The organism is Klebsiella sp. GW_Kp181 (assembly GCF_040062315.1).
Taxonomy (GTDB): Bacteria; Pseudomonadota; Gammaproteobacteria; order Enterobacterales; family Enterobacteriaceae; genus Klebsiella; species Klebsiella oxytoca.
Window position 1 is genome coordinate 1 of sequence record NZ_JBEAFR010000078.1, and the last position, 22,434, is coordinate 22,434.

At 53.7% G+C, this 22,434-nt stretch carries 21 protein-coding genes; 13 read left to right on the top strand and 8 right to left on the bottom strand.

Translation table 11 applies throughout. From position 1 onward, the window contains the following. The first annotated feature begins 209 nt into the window (after window positions 1–209). Complete coding sequence (locus tag ABLV11_RS21105; protein WP_004114495.1) at window positions 210–665, top strand: DUF4385 domain-containing protein; 456 nt, start codon at window positions 210–212, stop codon at window positions 663–665. Between the two features lie 273 nt (window positions 666–938). Continuing rightward, entirely contained in the window at window positions 939–2,237 is a 1,299-nt protein-coding gene (locus ABLV11_RS21110) for an MFS transporter (protein WP_004104606.1), read from the top strand. A gap of 2 nt (window positions 2,238–2,239) precedes the next feature. On the opposite strand, the gene ABLV11_RS21115 is transcribed toward ABLV11_RS21110, so the two are convergent. The 5 genes from ABLV11_RS21115 to trxC form a co-directional block, all read right to left on the bottom strand. Next, window positions 2,240–2,566 (bottom strand): YfiM family lipoprotein, encoded by a 327-nt coding sequence (locus tag ABLV11_RS21115; protein WP_004104604.1) that lies wholly within the window; start codon window positions 2,564–2,566, stop codon window positions 2,240–2,242. 40 nt (window positions 2,567–2,606) lie between these two features. Continuing rightward, the gene (gene pssA / locus ABLV11_RS21120; protein ID WP_004104602.1) at window positions 2,607–3,962 is read right to left on the bottom strand and encodes a CDP-diacylglycerol--serine O-phosphatidyltransferase; all 1,356 of its coding nucleotides are present in this window, start codon (window positions 3,960–3,962) and stop codon (window positions 2,607–2,609) included. Between the two features lie 93 nt (window positions 3,963–4,055). Continuing rightward, entirely contained in the window at window positions 4,056–6,734 is a 2,679-nt protein-coding gene (pat, locus tag ABLV11_RS21125) for a protein lysine acetyltransferase (protein ID WP_126489435.1), read from the bottom strand. Window positions 6,735–6,769: 35 nt separating this feature from the next. Then, window positions 6,770–7,468 carry a tRNA-uridine aminocarboxypropyltransferase gene (locus ABLV11_RS21130; RefSeq protein ID WP_017145529.1) on the bottom strand — a complete coding sequence of 233 codons (699 nt, stop codon included), beginning with the start codon at window positions 7,466–7,468 and terminating at the stop codon, window positions 6,770–6,772. A gap of 69 nt (window positions 7,469–7,537) precedes the next feature. Further along, window positions 7,538–7,963 (bottom strand): thioredoxin TrxC, encoded by a 426-nt coding sequence (trxC, locus tag ABLV11_RS21135; protein ID WP_004104599.1) that lies wholly within the window; start codon window positions 7,961–7,963, stop codon window positions 7,538–7,540. Window positions 7,964–8,166: 203 nt separating this feature from the next. Between trxC and ABLV11_RS21140 the strand changes: the two genes are divergently transcribed. Continuing rightward, the gene (locus ABLV11_RS21140) at window positions 8,167–9,240 is read left to right on the top strand and encodes a tRNA/rRNA methyltransferase (RefSeq protein ID WP_004104598.1); all 1,074 of its coding nucleotides are present in this window, start codon (window positions 8,167–8,169) and stop codon (window positions 9,238–9,240) included. A gap of 56 nt (window positions 9,241–9,296) precedes the next feature. On the opposite strand, the gene ung is transcribed toward ABLV11_RS21140, so the two are convergent. Beyond that, the gene (ung, locus tag ABLV11_RS21145) at window positions 9,297–9,986 is read right to left on the bottom strand and encodes a uracil-DNA glycosylase (protein WP_017145530.1); all 690 of its coding nucleotides are present in this window, start codon (window positions 9,984–9,986) and stop codon (window positions 9,297–9,299) included. A 311-nt stretch (window positions 9,987–10,297) separates the two neighbouring features. Between ung and grcA the strand changes: the two genes are divergently transcribed. Further along, window positions 10,298–10,681, top strand: coding sequence for an autonomous glycyl radical cofactor GrcA (grcA, locus tag ABLV11_RS21150; RefSeq protein ID WP_004104596.1), 384 nt, complete (start codon window positions 10,298–10,300; stop codon window positions 10,679–10,681). Window positions 10,682–10,726: 45 nt separating this feature from the next. On the opposite strand, the gene srmB is transcribed toward grcA, so the two are convergent. Then, window positions 10,727–12,058, bottom strand: coding sequence for an ATP-dependent RNA helicase SrmB (gene srmB / locus ABLV11_RS21155; protein ID WP_070555732.1), 1,332 nt, complete (start codon window positions 12,056–12,058; stop codon window positions 10,727–10,729). Between the two features lie 131 nt (window positions 12,059–12,189). Here srmB and ABLV11_RS21160 point away from each other — a divergent pair, with 131 nt between their 5' ends. After that, window positions 12,190–12,930, top strand: coding sequence for a tRNA1(Val) (adenine(37)-N6)-methyltransferase (locus ABLV11_RS21160; protein ID WP_004104592.1), 741 nt, complete (start codon window positions 12,190–12,192; stop codon window positions 12,928–12,930). On the opposite strand, the gene nadB is transcribed toward ABLV11_RS21160, so the two are convergent. Next, on the bottom strand, window positions 12,915–14,534 hold the full coding sequence (nadB, locus tag ABLV11_RS21165) for an L-aspartate oxidase (RefSeq protein ID WP_023329931.1): 1,620 nt from the start codon (window positions 14,532–14,534) through the stop codon (window positions 12,915–12,917). The two genes, ABLV11_RS21160 and nadB, sit on opposite strands and share 16 nt — an antisense overlap. A 423-nt stretch (window positions 14,535–14,957) precedes the next feature. On the opposite strand from nadB, the gene rpoE reads away from it, so the two are divergent. The 8 genes from rpoE to era all read left to right on the top strand — a co-directional run bounded on the left by rpoE (window position 14,958) and on the right by era (window position 22,432). Continuing rightward, window positions 14,958–15,533 (top strand): RNA polymerase sigma factor RpoE, encoded by a 576-nt coding sequence (rpoE, locus tag ABLV11_RS21170; RefSeq protein ID WP_004104583.1) that lies wholly within the window; start codon window positions 14,958–14,960, stop codon window positions 15,531–15,533. A gap of 32 nt (window positions 15,534–15,565) precedes the next feature. Further along, window positions 15,566–16,216: an anti-sigma-E factor RseA gene (gene rseA, locus ABLV11_RS21175; protein ID WP_004104582.1), complete on the top strand. Its 651-nt coding sequence runs from the start codon at window positions 15,566–15,568 to the stop codon at window positions 16,214–16,216. Further along, window positions 16,216–17,172 (top strand): sigma-E factor regulatory protein RseB, encoded by a 957-nt coding sequence (gene rseB, locus ABLV11_RS21180; RefSeq protein WP_004104581.1) that lies wholly within the window; start codon window positions 16,216–16,218, stop codon window positions 17,170–17,172. Before rseA ends, rseB begins: the two co-directional genes overlap by 1 nt. After that, window positions 17,169–17,648 (top strand): SoxR-reducing system protein RseC, encoded by a 480-nt coding sequence (rseC, locus tag ABLV11_RS21185; RefSeq protein ID WP_004104579.1) that lies wholly within the window; start codon window positions 17,169–17,171, stop codon window positions 17,646–17,648. Before rseB ends, rseC begins: the two co-directional genes overlap by 4 nt. 185 nt (window positions 17,649–17,833) lie before the next feature. Continuing rightward, window positions 17,834–19,633, top strand: coding sequence for a translation elongation factor 4 (gene lepA, locus ABLV11_RS21190; protein WP_004104577.1), 1,800 nt, complete (start codon window positions 17,834–17,836; stop codon window positions 19,631–19,633). A gap of 15 nt (window positions 19,634–19,648) precedes the next feature. Continuing rightward, complete coding sequence (gene lepB, locus ABLV11_RS21195; RefSeq protein ID WP_004104575.1) at window positions 19,649–20,623, top strand: signal peptidase I; 975 nt, start codon at window positions 19,649–19,651, stop codon at window positions 20,621–20,623. Window positions 20,624–20,849: 226 nt separating this feature from the next. Then, window positions 20,850–21,530, top strand: coding sequence for a ribonuclease III (rnc, locus tag ABLV11_RS21200; RefSeq protein ID WP_004104573.1), 681 nt, complete (start codon window positions 20,850–20,852; stop codon window positions 21,528–21,530). Then, window positions 21,527–22,432 carry a GTPase Era gene (era, locus tag ABLV11_RS21205; RefSeq protein ID WP_004104571.1) on the top strand — a complete coding sequence of 302 codons (906 nt, stop codon included), beginning with the start codon at window positions 21,527–21,529 and terminating at the stop codon, window positions 22,430–22,432. Before rnc ends, era begins: the two co-directional genes overlap by 4 nt. Window positions 22,433–22,434 lie beyond the last annotated feature (2 nt).

Consider the following 22,434-nt stretch of genomic DNA (forward strand, 5'->3'; position numbering starts at 1 on the left):
ACAAGTGAAGAGCCCATCCTGACGGATGGGCTTTTTGCGTTTTTGTCGTCTGAAACTGCCGGATATCGTTCTCCCTGTATCCAATATCCCTCATGAATCCTGCCGGATTTATGCTGTCTCCCTGTATAAGATCCAGAGTAATTCCCTCTCCACATTCCAGACTTATGTACCAGGCTTATAATATGTACCTGTGGGCATGAGAGAAAATAATGGCCATTAAGCCTTTTAATTACCAGCAAGACTTTTCCAGCATCGATTTTCGCCAGCACCCGGAGCTCTATCAGGTAGGAAGAGGCGAACAGGGCGTGTTGTTGGTTGAGCCCTATAAAAGCGAAATCCTTCCCTACTGGCGCTATAAAGATGAAGCATCCGCGACTGAATCTGCCAGGGAAATTTATCAGCTCTTCGAGTTTTATCGACAGCAGAATGATTTCGTTGGTATGGATATGGCGCGCAAATTTATTCAGATGGGCTACACCCGGGCAAGACGTTATGCCAATTACAAAGGTGGTAAAAAATATGCGAAGGATGGCTGCCTGAATCCACGTGGTAATGATCCTGTTAAGGCAGCAGCTGCGGCAGTCTTTAAACAATGGTGGGATAAACTTCGGCAGGATGAAGATTATCTCCAGAGAAAAAAGAAACATCAGGCTCAATGGGGGTAATTTTCAACCTCGATGTTCCTCGCCCCGCATAAATATATACAGCGATTTAGCCTATATAAAAAACTGTATTGCCCGATCTTCACCATATTTCACATTGTTAATCCTTAAGAATCTACTTTTAATCGTGAAAAGCTACATTACGAAAAAAAATGTGAATAGCATCACAAACTAAAAAATAACAATTATATAACATTTGATTTACTAACTAATTTGCCTGATGGCGCGGGGACACCCGATGAGGCAGATTGCAGTCTTTGCTGGAGCAGAATTACAATGACAGAAAGCAGTATTAGCGAACGTGAATCGCTGGAACATGCCGATACCCGGCGCCGTATATGGGCCATTGTTGGGGCATCGTCAGGGAATCTGGTGGAATGGTTTGATTTTTATGTCTATTCATTTTGCTCACTCTATTTCGCGCACATCTTCTTTCCTTCCGGGAATACCACAACCCAATTGTTACAAACGGCAGGAGTGTTTGCTGCCGGTTTTCTGATGCGTCCAATCGGGGGATGGATATTCGGGCGCATTGCTGATCGTCGTGGACGCAAAACTTCTATGCTGATTTCCGTATGCATGATGTGTTTTGGTTCACTGGTGATAGCCTGCCTGCCGGGTTATGCAACGATAGGAACCTGGGCTCCGGCTCTGCTTCTGCTTGCACGTTTATTCCAGGGATTATCCGTCGGGGGGGAATACGGTACCAGCGCCACCTATATGAGCGAAGTTGCCGTAGAAGGTAAGAAAGGGTTCTATGCCTCATTTCAGTACGTCACGCTGATTGGTGGTCAACTTCTGGCGGTGCTGGTTGTTGTTGCATTACAACAGATCCTCAGTGATGAAGATCTTCATGCCTGGGGATGGCGTATTCCGTTTGCCCTTGGCGCAGTCCTGGCCATCGTGGCCTTGTGGCTGCGACGCCAGTTGGACGAAACTTCTAAGCAGGAAACGCGCGCGTTAAAAGAGGCTGGTTCGTTCAAAGGGCTCTGGCGTAACCGCAAGGCATTTATTATGGTACTGGGCTTTACTGCCGCCGGGTCGTTAAGCTTTTATACCTTCACCACTTATATGCAAAAATATCTGGTCAATACCGCGGGTATGACAGCGGGCACCGCCAGCATGATTATGACCGCAGCTTTATTTGTTTATATGCTGGTTCAGCCGCTTTTTGGCGCCCTCTCGGACAAGATTGGCCGTCGTACCTCAATGCTCTGTTTTGGCGCGTTGGTCACCCTCTTTACCGTGCCGATTCTTAATGCGCTACAAAACGTGAGTTCGCCGTATGCGGCGTTTGCTCTGGTGATATGCGCCCTGCTGATCGTAAGTTTCTACACCTCAATCAGCGGCATTCTGAAGGCTGAAATGTTTCCGGCCCAGGTACGTGCTCTGGGCGTTGGGCTTTCTTACGCTGTAGCCAATGCGCTATTCGGCGGCTCGGCCGAGTATGTCGCACTGTCGCTAAAATCTGTGGGAATTGAGCACGCTTTTTACTGGTACGTGACCGTCATGGGGGCGATTGCTTTTCTGGTCTCTCTGACGCTGCATCGTAAAGGTAAAGGGCTGCGCTTGTAGATTTATTGATGTGCCAGCTGCCATACCGCATAGCCGGTTGTGGCGCCTGCCACATCCCAGGCGAAATCTTTCCAGCTCCAGCCGCTCCCCGACGGGCGGCTGTCCCATAGCTCCTTCGATGCCCCTAAGCTCACGGAAAACATAAAGCCAATAGCGCCGCTCCGGTCGCGACTATAGCCTTGATGCTGGGCATATTCGTTGCCTGCGGCAGAAAGCATCGCTGAGGCGAGGAAGTGCTGGGCTTTGTCCTGACCGCTCCATGAATCATTGGCCATATGGCTGCAGCCGGTCAGAAGTAACAGCGGGGCAATAAGCATGATATTGCGCATACAAATTCCAGGAAAAAGCCCCGCTGAGCGGGGCGGAAATTCAAAGAATACGGCTGATAAGGCGGTCGATTCGAATACGTCGCAGGCGCCTGATCAGTTTGCGTACTTTTATCGGGTAGTCGGCAATACTTTGGAGATCGCGATAGTGCTTAACGATCGTGGTATGTTTGCGGATGAGGCTGAGTTCTTTTTCGCGCATGGCACCAAGCTGATGCTTTGGATCGTGGATAAGAATCGCGTTTTCCAAATCCAGCCGCCAGGCGCGCGGGTTCAGGTTATTGCCGGTCAGTAGCATCCACTCATCATCAACCCACATGCCTTTCAGGTGGTAGCTGTTATCATCATCCTTCCATAAACGGACAATGAGCTGGTCAGTATTCACGTAATACTGCAGACGGCTCAGGAAGCGCCGCAGATTAATTTCATAAAGATAGGGCAGCGCGCCGATAATTTTAAATGGCTGATCTTCCGGAATATAGAAATCATTGGCGGTTTTATCGCCGACGATAATTTCGACTTTTTTGCCACTCCGCAACAGCTGAATGATATTACGTACCAGCAGAGCCGGCAGGTTGAAATAGGGGGTGCAGATAGTCAGCTTATGCTCAGCGCAGGGCATCAGATGGAAAATGGTTTTATTCAGCAGGCTCGTCTTGCCCAGGCCAACTAGCGGGGTTACCGACAGCTGCTCTTCGTCGGCATCGCCTGGGAAATGGTAGCGGCTATCGCGCAGCTCCTGGCGGTACTGGCGGATTTCATTCTTGATTTCCGGGCTTTTTGGGCGATCGGCCTTATCAAGGCGGTTAACGCCGCGACCTTGCACCAGGTTATTCGTAACCCAGTCAAACATCACATCGGCCATTTTCGCGTTGCGAATGCACTGGTAGCGATCATAACGATACTTATCGTGCTGATGCAGGTAAACGTCGTTCAGACTGGCGCCGCTGTAGAGAACGCAATCATCAATGATAAAGCCTTTGAAATGGAGGACGCCGAGAGCTTCCCGGGTATTGACCGGAACGCCATAAACCGGGATATCGACGCCAGGGTTCTCCTGCGCCATGCGGCAATACCAGTCGGCGTTGGTGTTTGACGCGGCGACGCCAATACGCCCGCGCTGGGCACGATGCCAGTCAACCAGCACCTGGACATCTAACTCTGGACGCTGACGCTTAGCGTCGTACAGCGCCTGCAAAATTCCTTTACCGCCATCATCCTGTTCCAGATAGAGCGCAATGATACAAATACGCTGGGTGGCTTGAGCTATCCTGGCCAGTAACGCTTGCCGAAAATCTGCCGGAGCGTAAAAGAACTCGATATCATCAACTGACTGAGAAAGCTTAGGGAGTTGGGCAAGGTGTTGTTGATGTTTATTGCGTTTAAATTTTGACAACATCACAGTGCGTTTCTTCTCTGTTTATTGAAGGGTCTTCTGTACCATGCAGACGACGTAAGCGGGCAATAATACCATTACTACCCGTTAAAGTAGTCAACAATTGCGGCCAGCCGATTGTAATTGCTCAGATACAAGCTGTAGAGACAAACTGACAATTCCATCTTCAAGCTGAATATCAACTGAGAATCCTAGCTTTCTGGCGAGTCCAATCATGCCTTTATTATTAGGCATAGTAATGCCATTCAGCCGCTGCAGACCGTGACTTTGCGTATAGGCAATGAGCTTTTCCAGTAGCTTACGGCCTAAACCCATACCCTTTAAATCAGAGCGCACCAGTACGGCAAATTCGGCATCGATGTTATCCGGGTCGGAGATCGCTCGCGTCACGCCGAGGATCTCATTCCCTTCAGCCGTCGTGCGCACGGCAACAAAGGCCATTTCTCGATCGTAGTCGATCTGCGTCATGTTAGCTAAATCATCGTGAGTAAATTCGTTGATTTCGCTGAAGTAACGATAATAAAGATCTTCCTTCGTGACCTGCGCGATAAAGGCCAGCAGCTGCGGCTCATCTTCCGGGAGTATGGGACGGAAAAGGCAGCGTTCGCCATTCTTCATCACCACCCACTCCTCCTGCTGCTGCGGATAAGGGCGGATGGCCAGGCGGCTTTCACTATCGCCAGTGAACGGCGCGAGGGTTAACGTGACGTCAAGCGCGGTAAACTCGTGACCGGAAGCCAGCAGAGGGTGGATATCGAGGCGCTGGATTTCCGGGCAGTCGACGATCAAATTCGATACATGTACCAGTAGCTGACTCAGGCCGGGAATATCGAGCGGACGCAGCGCGCTGCGCCCGCGCACTTTTTTGCTTTTGATGGCCTGGATGACCAGGTAGCGCGCAAGGTTCATATTGAGCGGCGGGAGTGCGACGGCGGCCTGATCTTCTGCTCGCCATTCGACGCCGCCTTCGCCCAGCATGATCAGCGGTCCAAAAACCGGATCGTGCTCGACGACGACCCGCAGCTCCTGCGCCCCGGCTCGATTGGCCATGCTTTGCACCAGCAGTCCGTGAATACGCGCCTGCGGCCAGGTCATTTTGACACGATCGATAATCGCGTCCGCGGCCTGCTGTACCTCGGTAGCCGTACGTAGGTAAAGCATGACCCCCTGGACTTCCGACTTATGGGGGATGTCTGGCGAGCGGAGCTTGAGCGCGACGGGGTAACCTATCTGTTCGGCGATATGCACGGCCTCGGCGCTATCTGCGGCAATCCACGTCGGTAGAGTATGAATACCGTAAGCGCGCAGAACAGGACTCACTTCATGGGTATCCAGCGTGGTGGCACCTTCATTGATTGCGCGTTGTAACAGACTATGCGCTTCGGCTGTGTTAGTGGCTAATGAGACTGGCAGTACCGGGGTCTCTCTGAGCTGCTTCTGGTTACGCCGGTATTCCACCATATGCATAAACGCGGTTATCGTCCCTTCGGGGGTGCGATAGGTCGGTAGTCCCGCATCGCTAAACAGACGACGCGCCTCTTGCGATGAAAACTCACCGCACCAGTTAGTCAGAACCGTAACGTATTTACCGCGCGGATGGCGCTTCAGGGCGTCAATCAGCGCCAGCGCGCTTTCCGTCCCCGGAGCAGCAGCGCTGGGTGAATGGATCACCAGCAGCGCGTCGTAATCATGGCTATCCAGCAGCACGTTCAGCGCTTTGAGGTAATGCTCGCTACTGGCGTCATCGCGGAGATCCAGTGGGTTAGCGATATCCATGGTTTCAGGCAACGCCTGGCGGAGAAGAGCGCTGGTCTCTTCGCTGAGAGCGGCAAGTTTGCCGTTGCGCAGCCAAAGCTCATCCAGCGCCAGCGCAGCCGGCGCTGCGCCGTTACTGATAATCATGAGTTTCTCGCCGCGCAGTGGGCGCATATGGCTGAGGGTTTCCACCGCAGAGAACAGTTCGTGAGTATCCTGAACCCGCAACAAACCCGCGCGCTGAATAGCGGCGTCCCAGGCCGGATCCATACCGGAATTGACGTGCAGCAGCTTTTGCGCCGCCGGACTACGCCCGCTTTTGATCACCAGGATAGGCTTATTGCGCGACGCGCTACGGGCCGCGGAGACAAAGCGACGGGCGTCGCTAAGGTGTTCAAGATAGAGCAGAATAGCGCTGGTTTTACTGTCGCGAGCAAGGAAATCGAGCAGGTCATCAACGTCGATATCCAGGCTATCGCCGAGCGCAATAAAGTAAGAAAACCCCATTTCGCGCTGCTGGGCCCAGTCGAGGATGGTGTTGGATACGGCCGCCGATTGCGAAATAAACGCCAGTTTACCGCGATGGATAGGAACCGGCGAAAAGCTGGCGTTAAGGCCCTGCCAGGGCGCAAGCAGGCCGAGACTATTCGGCCCGAGCAGGCGCATTTGATAGCGGGCTGCGCATTCAAGCAGCGCGGGATACTGTTCGGGTAGTGAAGAGAGAATAATGCAGGTCTTACACCCTTTTTGCCCCAATGCTTCCAGAAGCTCAAGGTTTCTTCGGGCATTGGTGCAAAGCACCGCGAGATCGGGGGTAAAGGGCAGGCTGTTGACGTCAGGCCAGGCCAGTACGCCCTGAACCGCTTTCCACGCCGGCGTAACGGGAAGGACAGGGCCGTTAAATCCGCCAGCCAGCAGGTTGCGCATCATCAGATAACCGGCGCGCTGTGGTTTCATTGATGCGCCGATAACGGCGATCGATTTCGGCCGCAGCAATGCTTCGAGGCCTCGTTGGCTCATTCCGGTCTCCTTTGATCCCCAGTGACCGAATGATTTTAAACGTTTTCTGTTAGTTGTGCTGTGATACCGCCCTTATGCTGCGTTTTTCCTGCCAGATAGCGCGTTCTGAATAAGCTGAAATGATCGCCAAGTGCGCTGGCTGCGGTGACATCCCCCGCAAGATCCAGCAGCGCTATGGCGACTTCAGCGGTACAGTATTGGCCTTCTGCATGGGCTTCTCGCAGGCGATAAGCGGAGACGCGGGACAGATCAACGGAAATCATCGGCAGCGCATCAAGCCAGGGACTTTTGCGGAACATTTTTCGCGCCTCGGGCCAGGTGCCGTCGAGCATAATAAACAGCGGAGGTTTGCCGGGAAGCGGTGCGTCAAGTACCCGGCGCCCGGCGCTGGCATAGGAGGCAGGAAAAACCACCATTGGCTGATATCTCGCGTCGGCAACGAGATCGAGAAGCGCCTGCGGCGGTTCGGTTCGTGACCATTGAAAGGCTTCCGTATCCGGCAGGATATCGGCAATCAGGCGTCCGGTATTGCTGGGCTTCATTGGCTCGGTATCGAACATCACCAGGCAAAAACGGCTGGTGGCGGCAACGGGATTAAGGGTCGCGCAGAGGCACTGTTTCAACGGCAGCAAACAGCGCTGGCAGCGGTGAATACGGTTGCCGCGAGCAAGAAAAGGCCGGGTGGCGCGCGCGAGACGTTCGGTGCGAAGGCGAAGGACGGCGTTATCAGTCATGGGGATCGCTAAGAAAAAACGCCATTGTCGCAGAGGTAAAAACGGGGCACAAGCGGTGCCCCGTCGGGTTTATTGCTGGCCGGCTTCGTTCAACCAGCTATCGAAAGGCGCTTTCGGTACGGCGCCGTTCAGCATGTCGATGACTTCGCCATTTTTGAACATCATAATGGTCGGGATACTGCGGATGCGGAAGCGGGCGCTCAGTTCGCGTTCCATTTCGGTATTCACTTTCACGAACCGCATTTCGCCGCTGCGCTCTTCAGCCACATCTTCGAAAATGGGCGCAAAGTTACGGCAGGGGCCGCACCACGGCGCCCAGAAATCAACGACAACGGGCAGATCGTCCTTCAGCAGTTTATCCAGCGTTGCCCCGGTCGCGTTGATCACATCGCCGTCAAAAAGATCGTGGCCGCAGCGCCCGCATTTCGCGCCATCAGCGCTACGATCGTCGGGGATGCGGTTCAGAGCCTGGCAACTGGCACAAACGGTATTCATAACTAACCTCTGGTTATGGGTTGCAGCGCGGCACGTGGCCGATTTGTTTCTGTAATGTTACATATTATCGATGCAGTACTAATAAAGGACAATGAGTTTTATTCAATGATTACGATAGACTCAGGCTTTTAAATGAAATAATGGCTAAGTGATGGCACATCGGGTAATCTGCGCGCTTCGCGCAGCGCAGGTGGAGAAAATGAATGAGCGACGACGAACTGAAAAATAAAAGCGGCAAGGTCAAAGTGATGTATGTCCGCAGTGATGATGATTCTGACCGACGTACCCATAACCCGCGTACCGGGAAAGGTGGGGGACGCCCAGGAAAGTCTCGTGTTGACGGTCGTAACCGCCCTGCGCGCGATGAAAGAGACAGCCGCGGTGGCGATCGTAAACGTGACGATCGCAAGCGTGAAGGCTTCGGCGGTGAGGGTTCCTCTCCGTGGCGTACCGTATCCCGCGCGCCGGGTGATGAGGCGCCGGTAAAAGCGGATCACGGCGGGATCAGCGGAAAAAGCTTTATCGATCCTGAAGTGCTGCGTCGCCAGCGCGCGGAAGAGACCCGCGTTTACGGCGAGAATGCCTGCCAGGCGCTTTTCCAGAGCCGTCCGGACGCTATTGTGCGCGCCTGGTTTATCCAGAGCGTGACTCCGCGCTTCAAAGAAGCCCTGCGCTGGATGGCGGCTAACCGTAAAGCTTATCACGTCGTTGATGAAGCAGAGCTGGCGAAAGCTTCCGGTACTGAACACCACGGCGGGGTTTGCTTCCTGATTAAAAAACGTCATGGCACCTCCGTTGAGCAGTGGGTGGCGAAAGCCGACGCTGAAGATTGCGTGCTGGCGCTGGAAGATGTCGGCAACCCGCACAACCTTGGCGCCATCATGCGCAGCTGCGCGCACTTCGGCGTTAAGGGCGTTATCGTGCAGGATGCTGGCGTTATGGAGTCCGGTGCCGCGATTCGCACCGCAGAAGGCGGGGCAGAACACGTTGAACCGATTACGGGCGACAGCTTTATCGATACGCTTGAGCGCTTCCGTAAAGCGGGCTACGCGATTGTTTCAACTTCCAGTCATAACGGGACTCCGCTGTTTAAAGCCGAGCTGCCGAAGAAGATGGTGCTGGTGTTAGGACAGGAGAGCGACGGTCTGTCTGATGCCGCTATCTCCAGCGCCGATCTGAATATTGCTATCGAAGGCACCGGCAACGTTGAAAGCCTGAACGTTTCCGTGGCAACCGGCGTTCTGCTGGCAGAATGGTGGCGACAGAACAAAGCTTGATAGCTTGTCGCAGAACGATAAATGCCAGCGTAATGCTGGCATTTTCATTTTTAGAGCTATTCGCTTTCAGCCGGTAGTCTGGGCAGCCAGTCAATGGGGGCTTCGCCGCGTTCGGTCAGCCATTCATTCGCCAGGACGAAATGATTACAGCCGAAGAAGCCGCGGTGCGCGGAGAGCGGTGACGGATGCGGCGCTTTGAGCACGCAGTGGCGCTGGCGATCGATTATCGCGCCTTTCTTCTGCGCATGCGAACCCCACAGCAGAAAGACGACGCCTTCCCGATGCTGGTTAATCAGCGAAATCACTTTATCGGTAAAGGTTTCCCATCCGAGACTAGCGTGAGAGTGCGCTTGCCCAGCGCGTACCGTTAATACGGTATTAAGCAGCAAAACCCCCTGACGCGCCCAGCTTTCGAGATAACCATGATTCGGGCGCTGAAAGCCCGGGATAGTGCCTTCCAGCTCTTTATACATGTTCAGCAGAGAAGGAGGGGTCGCAACGCCCGGTAAAACAGAGAAGGCAAGACCGTGTGCCTGGCCTGGTCCGTGGTAGGGATCCTGACCGAGGATCACCACTTTGACGTCGCTTAGCTCGGTATAGCGAAACGCGTTGAAAACGTCTTTTTGTGGAGGATAGATAGTGATGCCCGATTGCCGCTCTTCAGCAACCGTTTTTAAGGTATTAACAAACCAGGGTTGCTGCTTCTCTTCTGCCAGCACATCGTGCCAGGTTAATGGGGTGGTCATTTTGCTCTCCTGCAAAGTGTCATTGCCATAGCTTAACTGCATCTTTCTACAACACAAAATTTGCGCCATCCCACTGGCGTTCTTTGTGCAAAAAAAATTGAAAACTTACAATTTTTTTTGCTGAAAGGTGTGGCGTAACTTGATGTAAAACAATAATATCTGCCTATACCCACTTTTGTGATGGGGTTTTTGTTGATTTAAATCAAAGAATGCCGGATGCCCGGCTGATATATATACACTCATACAACAATGGTTTTACCAATTGGCCGCGAAGGCCAATAATCGAACAAACACTGCCTGGGAGGCATAAAATGATTACTGGTATCCAAATTACTAAAGCTGCAAATGACGACCTGCTGAACTCTTTCTGGCTGCTGGACAGCGAAAAAGGCGAAGCCCGCTGCCTGTGCGCAAAGGCCGGTTTTGCTGAAGATGACGTGGTTGCGGTGAGCAATCTGGGCGAGATCGAATACCGTGAGATCCCGGTAGACGTGAAACCTGAAGTTCGCGTTGAAGGCGGTCAGCATCTGAACGTGAACGTTCTGCGTCGCGAAACTCTGCTGGATGCGGTTGAACATCCGGAAAAATATCCGCAGCTGACCATTCGCGTTTCTGGCTATGCGGTGCGCTTTAACTCCCTGACGCCGGAACAGCAGCGCGACGTTATCGCCCGTACTTTTACCGAAAGCCTGTAAGACTCAACTTTGATGTAAAAACGCCGGGATATCCCGGCGTTTTTTTTACTCTTCGTTTGGCTTCTGCGCGGTATCCGCTCCGCTTGGTTTACGACGCTTACCAATGTTTTTGGTATCGCGGTGGCGTTTTTTCACGCGCGGTTTCTCTTTTTCTTTCTCTTTCTTCTCTGCACGCTTCGCTAATACTTTCCTGGACGGTTTACCGGTTTGCTTCTCGCTTGGCGCGCGGGTAGTTGGGCGCAGCTCATCAATAACGCGGGCTTTTAGCGGCTCTTCAGTATAGCGGCCAATTTTACCCAGCAGCAGATGATCGTGGGCTTCAACCAGTGAAATAGCCGTACCTTTTTTACCCGCCCGGCCGGTACGACCAATACGGTGCAGGTAAATATCGGCCGTGCGCGGCAGGTCGAAGTTAAATACGTGGCTTACGTCCGCGATGTCGATTCCGCGTGCGGCAACATCGGTAGCGATTAACACGTTAATTCGACCATCGGTCAGGCGGCTAATTGCTTCATTACGTTTCGCCTGCACCATCTCGCCTTCCAGCCAGCAGGTATTGATACCCGCTTCACGCAGCCAGCCCGCCAGTTCATGAACGCGCTCGCGCTTACGTACGAAGACGATAGAGCGCGTCGCTTCCGGCTGCTTCAGCAGATGGACCAGCAGAGCGGTCTTGTGCTTGACGTCATCGGCACGGTAATACCACTGGTGAATTTTTTTACGCTCGCGGGTGGAGGGCGTAGCCGAGACTTCTACCGGTTCTTCCAGCAGGCGTTCAGCAAAATCTTTAATGGCGTCACCTTCGAGGGTGGCGGAGAACAGCATAGTCTGCTTACGCCAGCGGGTTTCACCGGCAATGTGTTCGATATCCTGCGCGAAGCCCATATCCAGCATGCGGTCCGCTTCATCAAGGATCAGGGTTTCAACGGCGCGGCAATCAAAGTTTTCTTCTTTAATATACTGCAGCAGGCGGCCGGTCGTGGCGACCACGATATCCTGGTTCTCGCTGAACACTTCAGCATGGTTCATATAGGCGACACCGCCGGTAATGGTGGCGATATCCAGATGAGTATGTTTTGCCAGCTCACGCGCGTGGTCGGCAACCTGCATTGCCAGTTCGCGAGTTGGGGTCAGGATAAGAATGCGCGGCGGACCAGATTTCTTGCGCGGAAAATCGAGCAGATGCTGCAACGCGGGCAGAAGATACGCCGCCGTTTTACCGGTGCCTGTCGGGGCTGAACCGAGAATATCACGGCCATCAAGCGCAGGCGGAATAGCGGCGGCCTGAATGGCTGTCGGGCGTGTGAAACCTTTGTCCTGGAGAGCGTCCAGCAGGTTTTCGTCGAGTTCAAGTTCGGAAAAAGTCGTTACAGTCATGATCTACCTCTGAGTGGACCGCCGATTATAGACGTTACGGACGCAATGTTCATCTGTTTGTAAGGCTATCTGTTCTCCGGTATTGTGCATAGCCTTACGCTCAGGAGTTTTTGTCCGCAAGGTTATCGAGGATGTCCCAGTCGAAGTTCGCGCTGCCGCGCAATGGTTTTACGTTTAAGCAGTTTTTTGTCGCCCACGATCGCTGTGCGATGAAAGTGGGTACCGACGGCATTTTACTTGGCGCATGGGCCCCGATCGCGCAGGTTAAGCGCGTGCTGGATATCGGCGCGGGCAGCGGCCTGTTAGCCCTGATGCTCGCGCAACGTACCGGGGAGACGGTTATCGTGGATGCCGTGGAGCTGGACGAAGAGGCGGCACAACAGGCGCGAGAAAACGCCGCGGATTCTCCATGGGCCGGGCGTCTGCAGATTCATCAGGCCGATATTCAACAATGGCAGCCGCGGCAAACCCGACGCTATGAGCTGATTGTCAGCAACCCGCCTTTTTTCGCAGAAGGCGTACCTTGCGCTACCTCGCAGCGCGAGCAGGCTCGATATACTTCCTCTCTCGATCACGCAACATTATTAACCTGCGCCGCCGAACTTATTACGGAAGAGGGGTTTTTCTGCGTCGTGCTTCCGGTCGACATCGGTAACGCGTTTGTGCAGCGGGCGCAGAATATGGGCTGGCATCTGCGTCTACGAACGGATGTCGCGGAAACGGAAATGCGCCCGCCGCATCGGGTTCTGCTGGCTTTTTCGCCGTCGGCGGGGGAAGAGTGCTTTAGCGACAGATTAGTTATCCGCGGGCCAGAGCAGCAATATTCCGAAGGATTTACCGCTTTGACCCAGGATTTTTATCTTTTTATGTGAGCCAGCGGCGAGAGCACCGACGGTCCGCTGTCGGGCAGCTGCTCAGGATAATCCAGCGTATAGTGAAGCCCGCGGCTCTCTTTACGCTGCATGGCACAGCGTACAATCAGCTCAGCAACCTGTACCAGGTTACGCAGCTCCAGCAAATTATTAGAGACACGGAAGCGGGCGTAGTATTCGTCCAGCTCCTGTTGCAGCATAGTAATACGGCGCAGGGCGCGTTCAAGACGACGAGTGGTACGCACGATGCCGACATAATCCCACATCAGCAAGCGCAGCTCATGCCAGTTGTGCTGTATTACGACCAGTTCATCAGGTATTTCGACCTGGCTTTCGTCCCAGGAAGGCAGTTTATTGACCGCCTGAGCGAACGGCATACGCTTAACGATATCTTCGGCAGCGGACCAGCCGTAAACAAGGCACTCCAGCAATGAATTTGAAGCCATACGGTTAGCGCCGTGTAATCCCGTGTAGCTCACTTCGCCAATGGCGTACAGCCCGTCAACATCAGTGCGCCCATGATCGTCAACCATCACGCCGCCGCAGGTATAATGTGCCGCCGGCACAATGGGAACTGGCTCTTTTGTCAGGTCAATGCCCAGCCCCAGCAGCTTCTCGTAGATCATCGGGAAGTGGTGGCGGATAAATTCTGCCGGTTTATGGCTGATATCGAGATACATACAGTCAACGCCCAGGCGCTTCATCTCATGATCGATCGCTCTGGCGACAATGTCGCGCGGAGCCAGTTCGCCGCGCTCGTCAAATTCCGGCATAAACCGTGTGCCGTCCGGACGTTTCAACAGTGCGCCCTCGCCGCGCAGCGCTTCCGTTAACAGGAAATTGCGCGCTTGCGGATGGTACAGCGCCGTTGGGTGAAACTGATTAAATTCCAGATTGGCGACCCGACAGCCGGCTCGCCAGGCCATTGCAATACCATCCCCGGAAGAGACGTCAGGGTTGGTCGTATACTGATAAACCTTCGCTGCGCCGCCGGTCGCCAGCACCACAGCTTTTGCGCTGCAGGTCTCAACCGCTTCTTTATTACGGTTCCAGATCCAGGCTCCCACAACGCGCCGCGTTCCCGGCAGGCCGATTTTATCGGAGAGAATCAGATCAACGGCGTTGCTGCGCTCCAGCACCCGGATATTAGGGTGGGCCAGCGCCTTGCTCACCAGGGTGGTCTCTACGGCTTTCCCGGTCGCATCGGCGGCGTGGAGGATACGGCGGTGACTGTGCCCCCCTTCGCGCGTCAGGTGATAGCTCGCTTCGCCGTTTGCCTGTACCTCAGTATCGAACAAAACGCCCTGATCGATAAGCCATTGAACGCAGGGTTTAGCGTTGCTCGCAACAAAGGAGACCGCATGGCGATCGCAAAGACCCGCTCCCGCAATCAGCGTATCTTCGATGTGGGATTCAACGCTGTCGGTTTCATCAAACACGGCGGCGATGCCGCCTTGCGCATAGAAAGTAGACCCTTCACTAATTGGGCCTTTGCTGAGAACGGTGACCGTACAGCGTTCCGCCAGGCGCAGGGCGAGAGATAAACCAGCAGCGCCGCTGCCAACAATTAGCACATCACAGGAGGAATCAGGAGTTGTATTCATAGTCTTTGTTTAATTTACTAAACACGATTACCGAACAATAGCACCAGCCAGCGATAATTCGTACACTTTTTTTACTGCTGGTTGTGCAGGCTAAACATGGAGTCACAATGTGGCGGGAGATACGTCTACGAAAGGTTTTGCGAAGCCGCTCGTTAGCTTCAGATTTTATAGTGAAATAAAAGTCGGGTTACGTTACCCTTCTGGCGGGTCTTGCGCTTTTTCTTATTATCTTACATATCGTTTAGCTACCGGGACATATAATGAGAGATAACAATCCGTCAGCCGGTGCCGAACGAAAAACAAAGGCGTAACGGAACTTTATTGTTTTCAGACACTCCAACCCTCTGCTTGCTCATTTATGCAGTAATTGGGTGGTGTTTTTGAATACGCATGGGAATTGGGTTTGGGGAGACATTACCTCGGATGAGCGAGCAGTTAACGGATCAGGTCCTTGTTGAACGGGTCCAGAAAGGAGATCAGAAAGCATTTAACCTGCTGGTGGTACGCTATCAGCATAAGGTTGCAAGCCTGGTCTCCCGCTACGTGCCGCCGGGCGATATCGCTGACGTTGTTCAGGAGTCGTTCGTTAAAGCATGGCGTGCGCTGGATTCTTTCCGGGGGGATAGTGCTTTTTACACCTGGTTATATCGCATTGCCGTAAACACGGCGAAGAATTATCTGGTTGCTCAGGGGCGCCGTCCGCCATCCAGCGATGTTGATGCAAATGATGCTGAAAACTTCGAAAGCGGTGGGGCGTTGAAAGAAATTTCGAACCCTGAGAACTTAATGTTGTCAGAAGAGCTGAGACAGATAGTCTTTCGTACCATTGAGTCGCTTCCGGAGGATTTACGCATGGCAATTACCCTGCGGGAGCTGGATGGCATGAGCTATGAAGAAATAGCCGCCATCATGGATTGTCCGGTGGGCACAGTGCGTTCACGCATCTTCCGGGCGCGAGAAGCTATTGATAATAAAGTTCAACCGCTCATCAGGCGTTGACGATAGCGGAATACTGGAAAAGGGTATCAGGCATGCAGAAAGAAAAACTTTCGGCCTTAATGGATGGTGAAACGCTGGATAACGAACTGCTCAATGAGCTGGAGCGTTCATCTGAAATGCAAAAAACCTGGGAGAGCTACCATCTCATCCGCGATACGCTGCGAGGCGATACGAGTGAGATGCTCCATTTTGATATCTCAGCTCGCGTCATGGCCGCCATTGAAAACGAGCCCGTTCGTCAGACGGTTCCTCTTATTCCGGAATCTCAGCCCGCACCGCACCAGTGGCGTCAGATGCCTTTCTGGCAAAAAGTTCGCCCGTGGGCCAGTTCGCTCACCCAGATGGGCGTTGCCGCGTGCGTGTCTCTGGCTGTGATTGTTGGCGTTCAACAGTATAATGGCCAGTCTGATACCTCTCAGCAGCCGGAAGCGCCGGTGTTTAACACCATGCCGATGATGGGTAAGGCCAGCCCGGTTAGCCTGGGCGTACCGGCGGATGCCTCAGCAGGTACCGGCCAGCAGGCTCAAGTGCAGGAACAGCGCCGCAGAATTAATGCTATGCTGCAGGATTATGAATTGCAGCGTCGCCTGCATGCGGAACAGCTGCAGTTTGGCCAGGCCCAGACTCAACAAGCCGCTGTTCAGGTGCCGGGCTATCAAACTTTAGGAACGCAATCGCAGTAATGAAGCAACTTTGGTGTGCCATGTCGCTCATGGCAGGCAGCCTGTTCTTCTCCGTCAACGCCTCGGCTGATACATCGTCCGGGGCGTTGTTGCAGCAGATGAATCTGGCCAGCCAGTCCCTTAATTACGAGCTCTCTTTCGTCAGCATCAACAAGCAGGGTGTTGAGTCGCTGCGCTATCGACACGCTAAACTGGATAATCGCACTCTGGCTCAGCTTCTCCAGCTCGACGGCCCCCGCCGGGAAGTGGTGCTGCGCGGAACGGAGATTAGCTACTTTGAACCCGGGCTCGATCCTTTTACGCTAAACGGCGACTATATTGTTGATTCGCTGCCCTCGCTGGTTTACTCCGACTTTAAACGTCTTTCATCCTATTACGACTTCATTTCCGTTGGGCGTACGCGTATTGCCGATCGTCTATGCGATGTGGTTCGCGTCGTGGCTCGCGACGGTACCCGCTATAGCTATATCGCCTGGCTGGATGCGGAAACTAAGCTTCCGCTGCGGGTGGATCTGCTTGATCGGGATGGCGAAACGCTTGAGCAGTTCCGGGTGGTCTCCTTCAACGTTGGCGATAACGTCAGCGCCAGCATGGAAACCCTGTCTAAAGCTAATCTACCTCCTCAGCTGTCCGTTCCGGAGGGGGGCAATAAGGCCAACTTTAACTGGGCGCCAACCTGGCTGCCGCAGGGTGTTGCCGAAGTGTCCAGCAGCCAGCGTCGCCTGCCCACTTTCGATGGGCCGGTAGAGTCCCGATTGTATTCCGACGGGCTGTTTAGTTTCTCCATTAATATCAATCGCGCCACGGCAAATAGCACCGATCAGCTACTGCGTACCGGCCGTCGTACCGTAGCGACTACCGTGCGTGATAACGCAGAAATCACCATTGTTGGCGAGCTGCCTCCGCAAACCGCCAAGCGGATTTCCGACAGTATCAAATTCAGGGCAGTACAATGATTAAAGAGTGGGCGACGGTTGTTTCCTGGGACAATGGCGTTGCGCTGGTGCATTGCGATGTCAAAGCCTCCTGCAGCAGCTGCGCTTCTCGCGCCGGTTGCGGAAGCCGGGTGCTGAATAAGCTAGGGCCGCAAACCAGCCATACAATTAGCGTTCCCTGCGAACAGCCGCTGTCGGCCGGGCAAAAGGTCGAGCTGGGTATTGCCGAGAGCAGCCTGCTAGGGTCGGCAGTATTGGTCTATATGGCGCCGTTAGTGGGTTTGTTCGTAATGGCATCAATATTCCAGGTGCTGTTTGCCAATGATTTCGCCTCCCTCTGCGGGGCGATACTGGGCGGCGTCGGCGGGTTTCTGGTAGCGCGCGGCCTCTCGCCGGGCCTGGCTTCCCGGCAGTCGTGGCAGCCGGTGATTCTTAGCGTCGGTTTACCGCCAGATTTAGTCCGCATCGAGACGACTTCCTCACCATTGGGTCAGTGATTTCACTGGCCCTTATCTTTATTTACAACTCACGCAAGAACTCGTCATTTACTCCAGCTATGCTAGCGGTAAGAGCATTTCCTGGTTTCGTGGATGTAGTGTAGAATGCGGCGTTTTCGGATTAAAAAACGTCAGGCACAGTACAGCGGCCTCATGATTCGCGTAAGGCATAATTAACTCTAAATATGAAGAATATACGTAACTTTTCAATCATCGCTCACATCGACCACGGTAAGTCGACATTGTCTGACCGAATTATCCAGATTTGCGGTGGCCTTTCCGATCGTGAAATGGCAGCCCAGGTTCTGGACTCCATGGATCTTGAACGTGAGCGCGGTATTACCATCAAGGCGCAGAGCGTCACCCTCGATTACAAAGCGTCTGATGGCGAAACTTATCAGCTGAACTTTATCGACACGCCCGGCCACGTCGACTTCTCTTATGAAGTTTCTCGTTCGCTTGCTGCCTGTGAAGGCGCTTTGCTGGTGGTTGATGCGGGGCAGGGCGTAGAAGCCCAGACGCTGGCTAACTGCTATACGGCGATGGAAATGGACCTGGAAGTGGTTCCGGTCCTGAACAAAATTGACCTGCCGGCGGCCGATCCGGAGCGCGTGGCGGAAGAAATTGAAGACATCGTCGGTATCGATGCTACCGATGCGGTGCGCTGTTCTGCAAAGACTGGCGTTGGCGTGCCGGACGTGCTGGAACGCCTGGTGCGCGACATTCCGCCGCCGGAAGGCGACCCGGAAGCGCCGCTGCAGGCTCTGATCATCGACTCCTGGTTCGATAACTACCTCGGCGTCGTCTCTCTGGTGCGTATCAAAAACGGCACCATGCGTAAAGGCGATAAAATTAAGGTGATGAGTACCGGGCAGGTGTATAACGCCGACCGCCTGGGCATCTTCACGCCGAAACAGGTTGACCGTACCGAGCTGAAGTGCGGCGAGGTAGGCTGGCTGGTTTGCGCCATCAAAGATATTCTCGGCGCGCCGGTCGGCGATACGCTGACTCTCTCCCGCAACCCGGCGGAAAAAGCGCTGCCAGGCTTTAAAAAGGTTAAACCGCAGGTTTACGCCGGCCTGTTCCCGGTCAGTTCTGATGATTACGAGAACTTCCGCGATGCGCTGGGCAAACTGAGCCTTAACGATGCCTCTCTGTTCTACGAACCGGAAAGCTCCACCGCGCTGGGCTTCGGTTTCCGCTGCGGCTTCCTGGGTCTTCTGCATATGGAGATCATCCAGGAGCGTCTTGAGCGTGAATATGACCTGGATCTGATCACCACGGCGCCGACGGTCGTCTATGAAGTAGAAACCACTTCGAAAGAAGTTATTTACGTCGATAGCCCGTCCAAGCTGCCGCCGCTGAACAATATTCAGGAGCTGCGCGAGCCGATCGCCGAGTGTCATATGTTGCTGCCGCAGGAATTTTTAGGCAACGTCATTACCCTGTGTATCGAAAAACGCGGCGTACAGACCAATATGGTCTATCACGGCAATCAGGTTGCGTTGACCTATGAAATTCCGATGGCGGAAGTGGTGCTCGACTTCTTTGACCGTCTGAAGTCTACTTCCCGCGGCTATGCGTCGCTGGACTACAACTTCAAGCGCTTCCAGGCCTCCAATATGGTGCGCGTGGATGTGTTGATTAACGGCGAGCGCGTGGATGCGCTGGCGCTGATCACGCATAACGATAATGCGCCGTATCGCGGCCGCGAACTGGTAGAGAAGATGAAAGAGCTGATCCCGCGTCAGCAGTTCGATATCGCTATCCAGGCTGCTATCGGCAACCACATCATTGCCCGTTCTACCGTTAAACAGCTGCGTAAAAACGTCCTGGCGAAATGCTATGGCGGCGACGTCAGCCGTAAGAAAAAGCTGCTGCAGAAGCAGAAAGAAGGTAAGAAACGAATGAAGCAGGTCGGTAACGTTGAGCTGCCGCAGGAAGCGTTCCTCGCCATTCTGCACGTTGGTAAAGACGGCAAATAACCCTAAGGAGTTGGCATGGCGAACATGTTTGCCCTGATCCTGGTCATCGCTACTTTGGTGACGGGTCTGTTGTGGTGCCTGGATAAGTTTATCTTTGCGCCAAAACGTCGCGAAAGTCAGGCCGCTGCCCAGGCGGCGACCGGCGACCAGCTGGACAAGAAAACGCTGAAAAAGGTGGGCCCGAAACCGGGCTGGCTGGAAACCGGCGCTTCAATCTTCCCGGTACTGGCGATTGTTCTGGTGGTTCGCTCATTTATTTATGAGCCCTTCCAGATCCCATCCGGCTCAATGATGCCGACGCTGCTAATCGGCGATTTTATTCTGGTAGAGAAGTTTGCTTACGGCATTAAGGATCCGATTTACCAGAAAACGCTGATCGAAACCGGGCATCCGAAGCGCGGCGATATCGTTGTCTTTAAATATCCGCAGGATCCGCGCCTGGATTATATCAAGCGGGCCGTCGGCTTACCGGGTGATAAAGTCACTTACGATCCGATTGCTAAACAGGTCACTATCCAGCCGGGCTGCAGTTCTGGTCAGGCCTGCGGCAACGCTCTGCCGGTCACTTACTCCAACGTTGAGCCGAGCGATTTCGTACAGACCTTCTCCCGCAGCAACGGCGGTGAAGCGACCAGCGGTTTCTGGCAACTGCCGAAAGGCGAGACCAAAGCGAATGGCATTCGTCTGACCGAACGTAAAGAGACGCTGGGTGACGTGACGCACCGCATTTTGACCGTGCCGATTGCGCAGGATCAGGTTGGGATGTATTACCACCAGTCCGGGCTACCGCTGGCAACCTGGATTGTCCCCCCGGGGCAGTATTTTATGATGGGTGACAACCGCGATAACAGCGCCGACAGCCGTTATTGGGGCTTTGTGCCGGAAGCGAATCTGGTGGGTAAAGCCACCGCAATCTGGATGAGTTTCGAAAAACAGGAAGGTGAATGGCCTACCGGCGTACGTTTATCGCGCATTGGCGGCATTCATTAATTTTCCTGCCTTTTATTCACGCTGCCGCCGCAATAACGGCAGCGTGAATTATTTAATATTTAAATCTATTCAAACTAACGACATCCCTTGTCGTTGCGTATAGAATATCCCCCCGAAGTTTTAGGTTGTCTCTCGTAAGATTGACACAGCACACGAAACCGCGTTGGTTTTTACTCAGGTCGGTTTCGTGTGCTGCATTTTTGACGCATTCATCTATTGGTAACGCATGAACCCCATCGTAATTAATCGGCTTCAACGGAAGCTGGGCTACACTTTTCATCATCAGGAGCTGTTGCAACAGGCATTAACTCACCGCAGTGCCAGCAGCAAACACAATGAGCGCCTGGAGTTTTTAGGCGACTCAATATTGAGCTTTGTGATCGCAAACGCCCTCTATCATCGTTTCCCTCGGGTAGACGAAGGCGATATGAGCCGCATGCGCGCGACGCTGGTACGAGGCAACACGCTGGCAGAAATTGCCCGCGAGTTCGAATTAGGTGAATGCCTGCGTCTTGGGCCGGGTGAACTGAAAAGCGGAGGCTTTCGCCGTGAATCGATACTGGCGGACACCGTTGAAGCTTTAATCGGCGGGATTTTCCTCGACAGCGATATTCAGAACGTTGAGCGCCTTATCCTCTCCTGGTACCAGAGCCGTCTGGACGAAATCAGCCCTGGTGACAAGCAAAAAGATCCGAAGACGCGCTTGCAGGAGTATCTGCAGGGGCGTCATCTGCCGCTGCCGTCTTACCTGGTGGTACAGGTTCGCGGTGAAGCGCACGATCAGGAATTTACTATCCACTGCCAGGTTAGCGGCCTGAGTGAACCGGTGGTTGGCACGGGTTCTAGCCGTCGCAAGGCGGAGCAGGCTGCCGCCGAACAGGCGCTGAAAAAGCTGGAGCTGGAATGAGCGAAGAAAAGAACTACTGCGGATTTATTGCCATCGTTGGTCGTCCAAACGTGGGCAAATCCACATTGCTGAATAAGCTGCTCGGGCAGAAGATCTCGATCACTTCCCGAAAAGCGCAGACCACGCGTCACCGCATCGTTGGTATCCATACTGAAGGCCCGTATCAGGCGATCTACGTCGATACCCCCGGTCTGCATATGGAAGAAAAACGCGCGATTAACCGCCTGATGAACAAGGCGGCAAGCAGCTCTATTGGCGACGTTGAGCTGGTTATCTTCGTGGTTGAAGGGACCCGCTGGACGCCGGACGACGAGATGGTGCTCAACAAGCTGCGCGACGGTAAAGCGCCGGTGATTCTGGCGGTCAACAAAGTCGACAACGTCCAGGAAAAAGCGGATCTTCTGCCGCACCTGCAGTTCCTCGGCAGTCAAATGAACTTCCTCGATATCGTACCGATTTCTGCGGAAACGGGGCTGAATGTTGATACGATCGCCGGTATCGTGCGCAAGCATTTGCCGGAGGCGATTCACCACTTCCCGGAAGATTACATCACTGACCGTTCGCAGCGCTTTATGGCTTCCGAGATCATTCGTGAAAAGTTGATGCGTTTCCTTGGCGCAGAACTGCCATATTCCGTCACCGTCGAAATTGAGCGTTTTGTGACCAATGAGCGCGGCGGTTACGACATTAACGGCCTGATTCTGGTTGAGCGCGAAGGGCAGAAGAAGATGGTGATTGGTAACAAAGGGGCCAAAATCAAAACCATCGGTATCGAAGCGCGTAAAGACATGCAGGATATGTTTGAAGCGCCGGTTCACCTTGAGCTTTGGGTGAAAGTGAAATCCGGCTGGGCTGATGACGAACGCGCGCTGCGCAGTCTCGGTTACGGCGACGATCTCTAAGT